This window comes from Aliivibrio logei, assembly GCF_001691055.1.
In the GTDB taxonomy this organism is placed as follows: domain Bacteria; phylum Pseudomonadota; class Gammaproteobacteria; order Enterobacterales; family Vibrionaceae; genus Aliivibrio; species Aliivibrio salmonicida.
Genome location: NZ_MAJU01000015.1, coordinates 1 through 12,698 on the forward strand (window position 1 = coordinate 1; position 12,698 = coordinate 12,698).

At 40.5% G+C, this 12,698-nt stretch carries 15 protein-coding genes; 7 read left to right on the top strand and 8 right to left on the bottom strand.

Features of this window, described 5'->3' with window-relative positions; genetic code table 11:
* Positions 1–193 precede the first annotated feature (193 nt).
* The 3 genes from A6E04_RS14235 to A6E04_RS14245 form a co-directional block, all read right to left on the bottom strand.
* Positions 194–841 (bottom strand): hypothetical protein, encoded by a 648-nt coding sequence (locus tag A6E04_RS14235; RefSeq protein WP_083199027.1) that lies wholly within the window; start codon positions 839–841, stop codon positions 194–196.
* Between the two features lie 149 nt (positions 842–990).
* Entirely contained in the window at positions 991–1,305 is a 315-nt protein-coding gene (locus tag A6E04_RS14240) for a type II toxin-antitoxin system RelE/ParE family toxin (RefSeq protein ID WP_065611665.1), read from the bottom strand.
* The gene (locus tag A6E04_RS14245) at positions 1,296–1,550 is read right to left on the bottom strand and encodes a type II toxin-antitoxin system Phd/YefM family antitoxin (RefSeq protein WP_012551865.1); all 255 of its coding nucleotides are present in this window, start codon (positions 1,548–1,550) and stop codon (positions 1,296–1,298) included. The genes A6E04_RS14240 and A6E04_RS14245 overlap by 10 nt, the downstream gene beginning before the upstream one ends.
* A 363-nt stretch (positions 1,551–1,913) precedes the next feature.
* Between A6E04_RS14245 and A6E04_RS14250 the strand changes: the two genes are divergently transcribed.
* A complete protein-coding gene (locus A6E04_RS14250) occupies positions 1,914–2,897 on the top strand; it encodes an integron integrase (RefSeq protein WP_017020977.1) in 984 nt (327 codons plus the stop codon).
* A gap of 24 nt (positions 2,898–2,921) precedes the next feature.
* Here the strand turns inward: A6E04_RS14250 and A6E04_RS21180 are convergent, their stop codons facing one another.
* The 3 genes from A6E04_RS21180 to A6E04_RS14260 are packed head-to-tail and all read right to left on the bottom strand — an operon-like array spanning position 2,922 to position 4,369.
* Positions 2,922–3,080: a hypothetical protein gene (locus tag A6E04_RS21180; protein ID WP_017020978.1), complete on the bottom strand. Its 159-nt coding sequence runs from the start codon at positions 3,078–3,080 to the stop codon at positions 2,922–2,924.
* Positions 3,081–3,097: 17 nt separating this feature from the next.
* Positions 3,098–3,922: an HDOD domain-containing protein gene (locus A6E04_RS14255; RefSeq protein WP_017020979.1), complete on the bottom strand. Its 825-nt coding sequence runs from the start codon at positions 3,920–3,922 to the stop codon at positions 3,098–3,100.
* Between the two features lie 21 nt (positions 3,923–3,943).
* Positions 3,944–4,369 carry a hotdog fold thioesterase gene (locus A6E04_RS14260; protein WP_023604663.1) on the bottom strand — a complete coding sequence of 142 codons (426 nt, stop codon included), beginning with the start codon at positions 4,367–4,369 and terminating at the stop codon, positions 3,944–3,946.
* 149 nt (positions 4,370–4,518) lie between these two features.
* Between A6E04_RS14260 and A6E04_RS14265 the strand changes: the two genes are divergently transcribed.
* Entirely contained in the window at positions 4,519–5,223 is a 705-nt protein-coding gene (locus A6E04_RS14265) for a DUF445 domain-containing protein (protein WP_065611666.1), read from the top strand.
* A gap of 94 nt (positions 5,224–5,317) precedes the next feature.
* On the opposite strand, the gene A6E04_RS14270 is transcribed toward A6E04_RS14265, so the two are convergent.
* Positions 5,318–5,518, bottom strand: a complete 201-nt coding sequence (locus A6E04_RS14270) for a hypothetical protein (RefSeq protein WP_017020982.1) — start codon at positions 5,516–5,518, stop codon at positions 5,318–5,320.
* A gap of 60 nt (positions 5,519–5,578) precedes the next feature.
* Complete coding sequence (locus tag A6E04_RS14275) at positions 5,579–7,492, bottom strand: methyl-accepting chemotaxis protein (protein ID WP_065611667.1); 1,914 nt, start codon at positions 7,490–7,492, stop codon at positions 5,579–5,581.
* A 192-nt stretch (positions 7,493–7,684) separates the two neighbouring features.
* Between A6E04_RS14275 and A6E04_RS14280 the strand changes: the two genes are divergently transcribed.
* From A6E04_RS14280 to A6E04_RS14300, 5 genes are all read left to right on the top strand, one after another.
* Complete coding sequence (locus A6E04_RS14280; RefSeq protein WP_017020984.1) at positions 7,685–8,641, top strand: AAA family ATPase; 957 nt, start codon at positions 7,685–7,687, stop codon at positions 8,639–8,641.
* Between the two features lie 49 nt (positions 8,642–8,690).
* Positions 8,691–9,650, top strand: coding sequence for a DUF58 domain-containing protein (locus A6E04_RS14285; protein ID WP_065611668.1), 960 nt, complete (start codon positions 8,691–8,693; stop codon positions 9,648–9,650).
* Positions 9,650–10,201 (top strand): DUF4381 domain-containing protein, encoded by a 552-nt coding sequence (locus tag A6E04_RS14290; protein WP_065611669.1) that lies wholly within the window; start codon positions 9,650–9,652, stop codon positions 10,199–10,201. Before A6E04_RS14285 ends, A6E04_RS14290 begins: the two co-directional genes overlap by 1 nt.
* On the top strand, positions 10,194–11,156 hold the full coding sequence (locus A6E04_RS14295; RefSeq protein ID WP_065611670.1) for a vWA domain-containing protein: 963 nt from the start codon (positions 10,194–10,196) through the stop codon (positions 11,154–11,156). The genes A6E04_RS14290 and A6E04_RS14295 overlap by 8 nt, the downstream gene beginning before the upstream one ends.
* The coding region (locus tag A6E04_RS14300) for a vWA domain-containing protein (RefSeq protein WP_244886278.1) at positions 11,149–12,698 on the top strand (1,550 nt) is incomplete at its 3' end. The genes A6E04_RS14295 and A6E04_RS14300, both read left to right, overlap by 8 nt.

Genomic DNA, 12,698 nt, shown 5'->3' on the forward strand with positions numbered 1-12,698 from the left:
CGCCTAAGAAATTAACGGATCAATCGCTGAACTGAACCAAAAAACTGCGTTCTTAGAGTTCGTGTAACGCCTGCATAACACGTTTGCTACGATACAGACTTAACTGAATTTTACTGCCTTAATCACTGAAACTAAAGGCAAACTGACAACGCCGAGTGTAGCAAATCGTGTTGATGCATTTGTTATATGCGCCTTAAATTGTTAGAGCTTTTATTGCTCGTTCGACACCAAGCCGTGGACTGCTAATGACTGGAATAGAGACGTTAACATTCTTTTGAACCTCAGACATTGAAGCCTGAGCTAATACGATTAAGTCATACTTTCTCTCATTAGAGGTAATTACGGCACTGATTTGGGCATAATATTGATCCATTTTGCCAGCTAGAAAGCAATCCCATGCATTTTCAACACGGCACAAAGTAAGCTTAGATTTTGAGTTGTGTTTGGCTAGCGACTTCAGCAACAGTTCACGAGTTGGTTCTAAAGTACTTTCTAATGCCGCAAGAACTAAAATATTATTGCCATTTTCAACAGCAAAGTCAGCCATTGCCTGATCGACTCGTTGAACTTTACAACCATTTAAGTTATCTATTTCTTCAGCAATGCCACCAATCGATGAACAAGTGATCACAATGACTTTGCTGACTAAACTCAAAGCTTCCAACTGCGCTATAAGGTTAGATTTTAATATCGAATCAACACCAAACTGCTGAGCATGAGTTAACAATGATTCATCAACAATATGATTTATAAGTAAATTAGGCGAAAGTTCAGTAACTAATGAACCAAATTTTTCAATATGAACCTGACCTGTATGTATAAAAGAAATATCGTATTTCACTTTTTTCATCCTTGAAGCATATAACGCCTGCATAACACGTTTGCTACCATGCAGATTAAGCTCAAATTTACCACTTAATACGGTAAACTCAAAGAAACCTAGAATGCCGAATGTAGCAAATCGTGTTGATGCGATTGTTAAATGAACTCTTACTGAAAACCACGGTCATTGAGAACAAATTGGCGTAACTCGCGCTCTTCCCTCATGACATAAAGAATATATACAATATCATCGTTGGTTACTTTGTAAAAAATACGGCATGGCGGTAATACAATTTCACGATAATCTAAATGAGGAAGCTCAGGAACACTACGGCCTGATAATGGAAAATCCTCTAAACGCTCAACACGATGGAAAACTGATTGAACTAACGCCTTAGCCGCTAAAATATTATTAATAGCGATATATTCTGCAATTTCCTCCAAATCTAATAATGCTGATTCAGTCCAATTAATTACAGCCATTTATTCATCTTCTCTTTTGCGACTTCATGAGAAACTACACGATTATCTGAAATTGCTTTTTCACCGCGAGCAATACCTTCAAGAATAGCAATACGTTTTTGCATAAACTCATAATCATCAACATCTAACAAATAAGCCGACGGTTGGCCGTGCTCTGTAATTAACACTGGTTCTTTTGAAGCATGAAGCTCAGAAAGAATCTTGGTTGCTTGACGTTTTAATGTAGTAACTAGCTCAACTTTCATATTCAGTTTCCATTATTGAAAGAACAAAGTATCACTATTGTATCACTTAATTAGCCATTGAGACAGTTCATTTAACATTTAATTATACCAACTAGATTCGTAATATCTCTACTATCTATCTCAATACAATCAAGTCATCATATTCTACTTTAAAACCAATATCATAGCTGCCATCGCATCATAAAACGTGATAGAAATAGCAGAATCTAATTCGCATATCCTGATTAAAACCCTATTCGCATGTAACTGATTAATTTAATATTTCCAGTAAAATCATAAGTCAGCTATAAATATGCGAAACTACATGGCAAGTTATTATCAAGTAACTACACTACCTTCACTATTTATCAAAAATCAGAGATTATGGACATTCCATTAAACCTCAATCCCACCTCACAACGCTTTATTGATCAACTTCGTATTTTCATTCGCACTCGTGGTTTAGCTTACAATACAGAAAAGCATTATATTTATTGGATAAGCAGTTTTATTCGCTTTAAAAACTACACCTCTAAAGAAGAAATTGAAGCCTTTGACATTCCAAGTTACCTTGAGCATCTCGTCATAAAACAAAACGTATCGCCTAATACACAGAAAACAGCCCTTAATGCGCTTGTCTTTTTATGTCGAGAATTTTTACAGCAATCCGTTGATAGTTTAGATTTTAAACGCTCAAAAAAGGCCACAAAACTGCCAACTGTGTTTACGCATAAAGAAGCCATGGATGTTATTAACAATCTAAATCACCCAGTTAAGCTCATTGCACAACTGATGTATGGCAGTGGATTGAGGATCAATGAAGCGCTTCGACTTCGAGTTAATGATATTGACCTAGATAAAAAGATAATCACGATTAAAAACGGCAAAGGGAATAAAGATCGCACCTCAATATTGCCTGAAAGTGTTGTCGACGCGATAAAAACACAACTTGCGTTTGTTAAACAACAGCATAAACTCGATGCGATAAACGGTAATGATGAAGTCTATATGCCCTACGCTTTGGCTGAAAAATACCCAACGCAAGCAAAAAGTTATGGTTGGCAATATGTCTTCCCATCCCCACAAATCAGTAAAGACCCACGATCAGAGAAACATCGTCGACATCATTTGTTGGATAGAACAATTCAATCCGCAGTAAAAAAATCCATACAAAAAGTCGGCATTGATAAAAAAGCAAGTTGTCACACGTTTAGACACAGCTTTGCAACGCGAGTATTAGAAAGAGGGGCAGATTTAAGAACAATACAAGAACTTCTAGGTCATTCTGATATTAAGACGACTCAAATCTACACACATGTAATCGGTTTGCATTTTTCAGGAACTAAGAGTCCGTTAGATTTTGATTAAAACCTAACGAATCATCTCAATTAATTACAGTTCATATTGGCGATGTTTTAGCAATAACACAATAGATCGAATTGCTTTCGCCAAAAAGAAGACAGCCACCACCACAAAAAACTTACTCACCAGAAAATCAGGTGACAGATAAGACACAATCACACAAAATGCACCAATAAGTGCAGACGACATCCATTCTCTTTGCATGGCTAAATCACTAATCGAGCCATTTCAACGCCCGAACCTCTTACTTCATCAAGATTACCAATCATATCGGTATTTAAAAATAATATATCCGCTTCAATCTGCTCAGATAACCATACTTTTTTAGCATCAAACGTTTCTAATCTATCCCAATCACGATTAATCGCATTAGCCAAACGAATCGTAGCGGCTAATGGTGAATAAATGTTATCCACTTTTGGTTCATACTGCTCTGAAATAGCAAAAACAAGCTCTTCAGAAAAACTCCAACTCTCAGCTAATTTAGCGCCTAATATCGCACTATCAGTACCAATAGTTGACCTCTGCGCATTCACTTTTAAGCTGCCCGCTTCTATTTTCTCAAGAATCGCAGGAACGTGATCTATCATAACGGTATAAATCATCAAATCGCCAATGTTATGCATCATTCCAGCCGTAAAAGCATCGTTTGGATTAACCGCACAACTTTGGGCAATCGCTTTACTTAGCACTGCAATTTCAAACGTTTCTTGCCAAAAGCCTTCTAAATCGATGACTTCAACATACGGGAAGGCGCTAACTAACGAAGACGCAATGATCAACGTTTTTAATGGTTCAAGACCTAAACGAACCACCGCTTGGTTTACTGAAGACACACTTTTCCCACGAGAGAAATGTGCCGAATTAGCCAAGCGCAATACACGTCCGCTCACAACTTGCTCTAATGAGATGGTTTGTGATAGTTCTTGCAGTTCAACCTCAGGATCATTCACTAATTCCATCATCTCACGGATAACTTTAGGAATTTTTGGTAGCTCATGAGCGTGACTTAGAATTTCATTTTCTTCCATACATATCTCCACAACAAGTCGCTACTTTTTTCTCTTCATCACAGCCACAGTAAAGCGGCTTGTGCAGACTAAGCGTTCTCGTTGATCTTTAATATCAATCACCCAAACCTGAGTGGTTGCACCTAAGTGCAAAGGTTTTGCAGTCGCAAAGACAGTGCCTTCACGTACTGCACGAATATGATTGGCGTTAATCTCTAAGCCAACACAATATTTAGATTCATCAACACACCAATTGGCCGCAATTGAAGCAACCGATTCAGCAAGCGCTACCGAAGCACCACCATGTAACATGCCTAGCGGTTGATGTACCGTAGGGGTCACTGGCATTGATGCGGTAATCGACTCGTCATCGTAAGCGCAATATTCAATATTAAGCGCCTCCATTAAGGTATTTCGAGAGGTCGCGTTTAAAACACTTAAATCCATCACTCGCTTCCAAATACTCATCGTTATCTCCTTAATGTGTGCCATGACTGTGTGTCTTGACAGTTTACACTCAACAATCGAGTTGAAAAACATATTTTCGCTTGTTGAGCCCTTTTACTAACTGATAAACTTCATAAAATTTTTAGCCCTACCCTTACATCAGGATTGATATGTTAAATAAAAGCATGATCACTAACTTAATCTCATTGGCATTGTTAGCAGTTGGTTATTACACGCAACAAAATACCGTATATTACATTGGTTTGTTTGCTTTCTCTGGCGCGTTAACAAACTGGTTAGCCATTCACATGTTATTTGAGAAAGTACCAGGTTTATATGGATCAGGAGTGATTCCTGCACGCTTTGAAGAATTTAAAGCAAGCATCAAACGTCTAATGATGGATCAATTCTTTACTAAATCGAACGTTGATAGGTTTTTATCAAAAGGAATGGGTTCATCAATTAATATCAACCTAGAACCCGTCATTGATACGATTGACTTATCACCGACGTTTGATTCTTTAGTCGACGTGATCATGAACTCACAATTTGGCGGGATGATCGCGATGATGGGTGGCAGTGAGGCAATTCAACCTTTGCGTGAACCCTTTATGAAAAAGATGAAGCTATCAATCACTGAAATCAGCCAACAAGAGCAATTTAAAACAGCATTAAAGGGTCAACTTGAAACGCCAGATATGATGGATGATATTCAAAAAACCATTGAAGAGATGATTGACCAACGCCTTAATGAACTAACTCCAAAATTAGTTAAAGAAATGGTTCAAGATATGATTAAGAAGCATCTTGGCTGGCTTGTGGTCTGGGGCGGTATATTCGGTGGAGTGATCGGCTTGCTATCAACCCTAATCTAATTTGTGTTTGTAGATATTCTTATTATTACAAACAAATAAAAATGCCAGCATCGATAGAGACTGGCATTTTTTATTGATGTCACCCAAACATTAATTAATGAATTGGGGCATCGTCATCGGTATTGAACTTACCAAAATGTGCTTCAAGTATTTCAGGGGTTAATTCACCCGCGGCTTCAAGACGTTTTAGTTCGGCAACAATCGCTTTTTGATCTTCAATTGAAGGCAATGCCACTTCTGGTTCATTTGAACCCTGCTGTACCATTTCTTGAAGTTCTTTTTCAACATCACTCATGATTATTTTCTCAATTCATTAAAACAATTAAGGGGATTCTACAAGAGTTCCCCATAAAAGTTAAACTTTGAATGCACCAACTAATTGATCTAATCGTTGTGAAAGCGAATTAAGCTGCTGACTTGAATCGGCAAGCTCTTGCGCTGTCGCTGTGGTTAGCTCATTAATGCCATTAATCTCTTCAATATTTTGATTAATCGTATAAACCACGGTTGATTGCTCTTCTGTTGCGGTGGCGACTTGCGTATTCATGTCTGAAATATCAGTAATGCTTAATGCGATACCCGCAAGCACCTCTGTTGCCATGTCTGCTGATTTTACACCACGCGCAGTAACTGCGTGGCTGGCTTCCATCGCATCAACGGCATTTTTGGCTTCACTTTGGAGTTGATCAATCATCTTTTGAATTTCATCAGTAGACACGGAGGTACGGCTCGCTAACTGACGCACTTCATCCGCAACAACAGCAAACCCACGGCCATGTTCCCCTGCACGTGCTGCTTCAATCGCCGCATTCAGTGCCAATAAGTTAGTTTGGTCTGAAATACCACGGATCACATCAAGGATTGAACCAATATCTTGAGTTGTTCCTGCTAATTGCTCCACCACTTTGCTCACTTGAACCAAATCACCTTCCAGTTGAATAATTGCATCACGAGATTGAATCACCGTTTGGCGTCCATTCTGAGTGCTTTCTTCTGCATCACTGGCGGATTGCGCTGCACTGGCTGCGTTTGAGGCTATTTCATGAATCGTACTGCCCATTTGGTTTATCGCCGTCACAACTTGCAACGTTTGGTCGCGCTGCATTTCGCTGTTATCACGTGTCGAGGTTGCCTTTAGTGCCACATTTTCCGCAGTTACATGCAATACATGGCCGGTCTCTACCACCTCGGCAACCGTAGTATGAATTTTTTCAACAAAGCTGTTAAAGCCTTTTGATAGCTCCGCAATCTCATCATTGCCTTTGACTTCAATGCGATGAGTTAAATCCCCTTCGCCTTCTCCTAGCTCACGGAAGCGACTGGCCAATTCATTAATCTTATTTGTAATCGAACCCGCTCCCCATATTGCAAGGGACACAAAGACCGCAATAATACCAATTATCCACATAATAATGTCTTGAGTGGATCCGTGAAGGCTTTCAAATACCTCATCGACAGGCACTTCAGTCACAATAAACCACGCCATCGAAGGAATGTAATGCGAGGCAATAAAGATCTCTTTGCCATTTTTGTCCATGCGGCTTAGATTGAAGTTTTGTTTTTTCAGTAATACCGCGGCTTCTTCTCTTCCCACAACATCACTGATGGATTGTTTACCCATAATGGCGCTATTTTTATGGATTTTAATGTTACCTTCGCCATCCATTAAGTACACAAAACCCGTTTTCTCAATACGAAAACCGTTTAATAATGAAACCATGTCATCTAAGGATTTAGAAAAACCCGCCATGGATAACCCATTCAATTGCTGAAAGTTAACAAACAGCTTCACATCGCCATTTTGTTCAGTGAATACGTTCAGCATGCGCTCAGGGCCACTTTGAACAAAATCGAAGAACCATGCATCTTGTTGTGACGTTAATCGGCGCAAGAAGCCATCTTGATTCCAATAATCCGCCGTTTTACGGTTAGCAACCGAAGCATCATTCAGACTAAACTGTTGTTTTAATTGTTTCAGTTGATCGATAAGGATTGTTTCTTCGTCTGCGGTCATATCAGGATCAGCGATGGCATCGAGAATAAACGGGTTATTCGCCATTTGTTCAGCGGCTGATGAGATCATAGAGACTTCTTTGTCGACTTCACCACCAATGCGGTCAAGAATGGTTGGCAATTCTAGCGTTGTTAGCCTTTCATCAAGGGTTTCGTACGCTTTTTTTTGGGCAACAATGCCCACAAGAGACGTTGAAGCAATAATAGCGATAACAATACCGCCCACGAGTTTCTGTTTTATTGTTAGATTAATCATAATTTTTCCACAGCTAAAATAGACCCTTTGTATAACGACCGAGCCAATCATTACTTTAATAAATAATTGGATTTAAATTCATTTACTAAATAGTTGAATAATCGTAATTAAACCCAATATTATTAGGAACTAATGTGGCTTTCATCAGTCACAACACAATAATTACGAAACAATCGATACATTGGGTGAACTATGCCAGCGTTAAAAATTCAGCAATTACAAACTTATCTTGAATCTCAAGTTATTGGTCAACCGGATTTAGTAAAACAATTATTGATTGCCTTGCTTGCCGATGGACATATCCTCGTTGAAGGCCCTCCAGGTCTTGCAAAAACACGTGCCGTTAAAATTTTAGCCGATTCTATTGAGGGGGATTTCCACCGCATTCAATTTACCCCTGATTTATTGCCATCGGATTTAACGGGAACGGATATCTATCGCCAAGAAACCGGCGAATTTACTTTCCAACCGGGGCCTATCTTTAACTCTTTAGTGCTTGCGGATGAGATCAACCGTGCGCCAGCCAAAGTTCAAGCCGCCATGCTTGAAGCCATGGCAGAAAAACAAATCACCGCAGGTCGCAATACGTATCAACTGCCTGATTTGTTCTTAGTAATGGCAACGCAAAACCCGATTGAACAAGAAGGGACTTACCCACTGCCAGAAGCGCAACTTGACCGCTTCTTAATGCATTTGGATGTGGATTACCCTGGCGCGGAAGACGAGCTTGCCATTCTTCGTTTGAACCGTGGTGAAGCATTAGGCGAGCAAGCAGAGAAACCACAACCATTAGCGCAAAGTGAGATCTTCTCTGCTCGTAAAGAAGTGCTGTCTATTTATATGGCACCTGAAATTGAGCAATACATTATTCGTATTACCATGGCAACACGTAAGCCAATGCAATACTGCCAAGAGTTAGCAAGCCAACTTGAAATGGGTGTCAGCCCTCGTGCCACACTCGCGTTAGATCGCTGTGCTCGAGCGCATGCATGGTTAGCTGGCCGTGATTTTGTTAGCCCTGAAGATGTGCAAGCAATGGCCTACCCGGTATTGCGTCATCGTCTGCTTCTTAGCTTTCAAGCTCAAGCAGAAGGCATGACGGCAAATAAAGTGGTTGAGCGTTTATTACAAATGGTTGCCGCGTCTTAGTTAGTGATTACGTATCGCTAAACACAACGCTAATAAATAAGCAGATATTGTGAAGAAAACAAATACTCTATCACTGCCACCACACAGTAACGGCGTTACATTGTCACTTAATGAACTGGTTCATTACAAGAACCATTCATTACAGTGGTTACCGCCATCTCAATCTGTTTGGTCAAAAATGAATGGTAGTCATCAAAGCCGACAAAAAGGCCGTGGCATGAACTTTTCTGAAGTACGTCAATATCAACCGGGCGATGACATTCGTTCGATTGACTGGCGCGTTACCGCACGTACAGGAAAAACACACACTAAGTTATACAGTGAAGAACGTGAGCAGCCAACCATGCTATTTGTGGATGTCAGTGACACCATGCGTTTTGGTTCTCAATTACTGTTTAAATCCGTACAAGCCGCGCACTTTGCCAGTTTATTAAGTTGGATAACCTTAGCAGAGAAGGATCGTGTCGGAGGGATCATTTTTGATGGTCTTTCGACTCTTGATTGTAAACCTTCTTCTCGTCAAAAAGTGGTGTTGCAGTTTCTTCAAAAAATCATAGAAAAACACAACACTAACACAAGTAGTGAAACGAAAAACACGGCAGAGCAAGCGGATTCTTTTGTGAAAGGATTACAACAACTTCACCGTCTTTGCCCTAAAGGCAGCGAGATTGTGATCATCAGTGATTTTTACGCCCTCACTGATGAGTGTAAAGCCATCTTCAGCCAATTGAGTAAGCACAATCGAATTCAATTTGTGATGATTAGCGATCCTCTTGAGCAAGGTGTTACCCGCTTTAATGGCGTTGAGCATGTGTCTGATAATAAACGAACCGCGTGGTTGGATTTCTCTTCTCTTTCCACCAAGAATGCATTGCAACAACAAGCGAATTTACATAAAGCGTACGTGCACAACATGGCAATGCAATTAGGTATTCATCTTCATACGTTGTCATCGGGCTTACCCCTGTTAAGTCAACTGACCTCGTTATCGGATAAAGGAGCGAAATAATGTCTTTATCTTCCATCGCAGATCCCGGCGCTGCACCGCAGTCTCCCGCTTTACCTTTAGCGGATATTCACTTGCCAGCCGCTCCAAGCCTGTCTTTATCATGGCAAGGTTATGGGGTGATTGTTTTCATCATCCTAGTGATCGCCCTACTCGTCTGGGCTTTAATTCGTTATCGTAAAAAGCGTCAATTACAACGTGTTGCTTTAGCTCAATTATCAACGCTAAAACCAACACAAACCCGAGAGATTGCGACTTTATTAAAGCAAGCGGCATTGAGCCATTTTCCTCGCCAAGACATTGCGGCATTACATGGCCTTGCATGGTGGCATTTTATTGAGCAAAAACTGCCCGTGAAGAAACAAGCAAACGTGCATTTCTCTTCCCGTTCAGAAATGTTAGAACAGGCACTGTATGGACAACACGAATTATCAGAAATCAATCAACAGCGTTTCTATGATGACACTCGTTATTGGTTCACCCATGCACTGCCCGTTAAACGAGTAGGCTCACTACTCTCATCAAGATCATCAAAAGGAAAACAACATGATTGAGTTTATGTGGTGGTGGGCATGGTTTTTATTGCCAATTCCTTTTCTCTTTTATTTCTTTGTGCCAGAAGAAAACGTAGGCGAAGCGATTCATCTTCCTCGCTTACCAGAGCAAGGTGAATATAAGCAACCGAATAAACGCGTCAATATCGGTTTGATGTCAGTCGCTTGGGTTTTATTGGTTGGCGCATTGGCTCGCCCCGTTTGGTATGGCGACCCTGTTGATATTCAACCAGAACACAGAGACATGATGCTGGTGGTCGATTTATCCGGTTCAATGTCAGAAGAAGACATGAAAACAGACTCCGGTTTTGTGGATCGCTTAACGGCGGTAAAGCGCGTAGTGTCTGATTTTATCGAGAAACGTAAAGGCGACCGATTAGGGTTAGTCTTATTTGGCGATCATGCGTATCTACAAACCCCCCTTACGTTTGATAGAAACACAGTACAAGAACAGCTCAATCGTACGGTACTTGGTTTGGTAGGACAACGAACCGCCATTGGTGAAGGGTTAGGATTAGCCACCAAAACCTTTATTGAGAGTAACGCACCTCAGCGAACCATCATTCTATTGAGTGACGGTGCAAATACCGCTGGCGTATTAGATCCAATTGAAGCGGCACAACTGGCAAAAGACAATAACGCCAAAATTTATACGGTGGGTATTGGTGCTGGTGAAATGCAGGTACGTGGATTCTTTGGTAATCAAACCGTCAACACGGCGCGAGATTTAGACGAAGACACACTAACAAAAATAGCAACGATGACCGGTGGACAATATTTCCGTGCACGTAATGCTGATGAATTGGCAGAGATTTATCAAACCATTGATAAGCTAGAACCAGTGACTCAAGCAACTCAAACTTGGCGACCTCATGAGGAATGGTTCCGTTACCCTCTCATGGGCTATTTATTCATTATTTTCATTATCGTAGGAGTAAGAAAACGCCATGGCTGATTTTACTTTCCTTTATCCGATGTGGTTTTTAGCGCTTATCCCTTTGGGATTGTTGGTTATTATTCAGCGTAAAAACCGCCATCATGTGGGCTTAATTGCACCGCACATTGCTAAACAACTTGGAATGGTTCAGAAAAAGCAATCCAATACGTTTTTATCTGGCTTAATACTGACGTGGGTATGTATTACGACAGCGTTAGCAGGCCCAAGTTTTGGCTATAAAGACACGCCGAGCTTTCAGCTTTCTGGTGCTCGTATTTTAGTGATGGACATGTCTCGCTCGCTTTATGCGACAGACGTAAAGCCAAATCGCTTAACGCAGGCAAAATACAAAGCGAATGATCTTCTGCCTTATTGGAAAGAAGGCATGACAGGGCTAGTTGCCTACGCCAATAACAGCTATTTAATTAGCCCATTAACCGAAGACAGTAAAACGTTAGAGAACTTGATTCAAAATCTATCGCCAGAAATCATGCCCTACAAAGGCAAAGGCAGTAATTTATCTAGCGCGATTTCTCAAAGTATTGAGATGATGAAAAAATCAGGCCATCAGCAAGGAGACATTATCGTTATCACCGATGGCATTTCAAACGCACAGCTAGATAAAGTCACCGAACGGGTAAAAGGCACAAAATGGCGCATTAGCTTGTTAGGTATTGGGACTAAAAATGGCGCCCCCATTGAATTGCCTTCAGGTCAGTTATTGACAGACCGTTCAGGAAAAACCGTTGTTGCAACCTTGGATCCTCAACCGCTCATTACCTTAGCGAATGAAACCAAAGGCATTGCTGAGTTAATTCAATCAGACAACAGTGACATTGAAGCCATTGCTCGATTAACCAAAACTCCCGTAGAGCAAATCACTCAAAACAGTGATACACAAGTAAATAGCCGAGCGAATCATGGGTATTGGTTACTCTTCCCTATTGTCTTATTAACTCTGCTTTCTTTTAGAAAAGGGCTGATCTTAGCCTTATTGTTGGTATTGCTTCCGGTAGATAAATCGATGGCAAATACTCTGTTGTCTGATGACTACAATGCGCATCAACAATTTGAACAAAAGAATTACCAAGAAGCCAGTGGGCAATTTAACTCGAAAGAGTGGAAAGGCGCAGCACAATACAAAGCCGGTGATTATAAAGGAGCCATTGAAAGTCTGTCTGGATTAAAAGACCCTCAATCTCAATATAATCTAGCAAATGCATTGGCACAAAGTGGTCAGCTTGAAGAAGCAAAAGAAAAATACGAGTCGTTGTTAAATAACAATCCTGACATGAAAGATGCGAAAAAGAATCTTGAGGTTGTGAAAAAAGCGCTAGAGCAAAAACAGCAACAGCAACAGCAACAGCAACAGCAACAGCAACAGCAAGATGACAAAAACAAAAAATCAGATAACAAGCAAGACCAAAAGAAAGATCAGAAAAAGGATCAAAAACAGAATTCAGATAAGCCATCCAACTCTAAAGATTCTAAGTCTCAAGATTCACAGCAGAATCAGCAGAATCAGCAGAATAAAGAATCAAAGTCTGAAAAGTCTGAAAA

Coding starts and splice junctions, on each gene's coding strand:
- A6E04_RS21180 (WP_017020978.1), bottom strand. CDS start 3,080: ATGTCGTCTGCACTTATTGGTGCATTTTGTGTGATTGTGTCTTATCTG.
- A6E04_RS14280 (WP_017020984.1), top strand. CDS start 7,685: ATGCCAGCGTTAAAAATTCAGCAATTACAAACTTATCTTGAATCTCAA.
- A6E04_RS14245 (WP_012551865.1), bottom strand. CDS start 1,550: ATGAAAGTTGAGCTAGTTACTACATTAAAACGTCAAGCAACCAAGATT.
- A6E04_RS14260 (WP_023604663.1), bottom strand. CDS start 4,369: ATGAGTATTTGGAAGCGAGTGATGGATTTAAGTGTTTTAAACGCGACC.
- A6E04_RS14275 (WP_065611667.1), bottom strand. CDS start 7,492: ATGATTAATCTAACAATAAAACAGAAACTCGTGGGCGGTATTGTTATC.
- A6E04_RS14240 (WP_065611665.1), bottom strand. CDS start 1,305: ATGGCTGTAATTAATTGGACTGAATCAGCATTATTAGATTTGGAGGAA.
- A6E04_RS14295 (WP_065611670.1), top strand. CDS start 10,194: ATGATTGAGTTTATGTGGTGGTGGGCATGGTTTTTATTGCCAATTCCT.
- A6E04_RS14270 (WP_017020982.1), bottom strand. CDS start 5,518: ATGAGTGATGTTGAAAAAGAACTTCAAGAAATGGTACAGCAGGGTTCA.
- A6E04_RS14255 (WP_017020979.1), bottom strand. CDS start 3,922: ATGGAAGAAAATGAAATTCTAAGTCACGCTCATGAGCTACCAAAAATT.
- A6E04_RS14290 (WP_065611669.1), top strand. CDS start 9,650: ATGTCTTTATCTTCCATCGCAGATCCCGGCGCTGCACCGCAGTCTCCC.
- A6E04_RS14265 (WP_065611666.1), top strand. CDS start 4,519: ATGTTAAATAAAAGCATGATCACTAACTTAATCTCATTGGCATTGTTA.
- A6E04_RS14250 (WP_017020977.1), top strand. CDS start 1,914: ATGGACATTCCATTAAACCTCAATCCCACCTCACAACGCTTTATTGAT.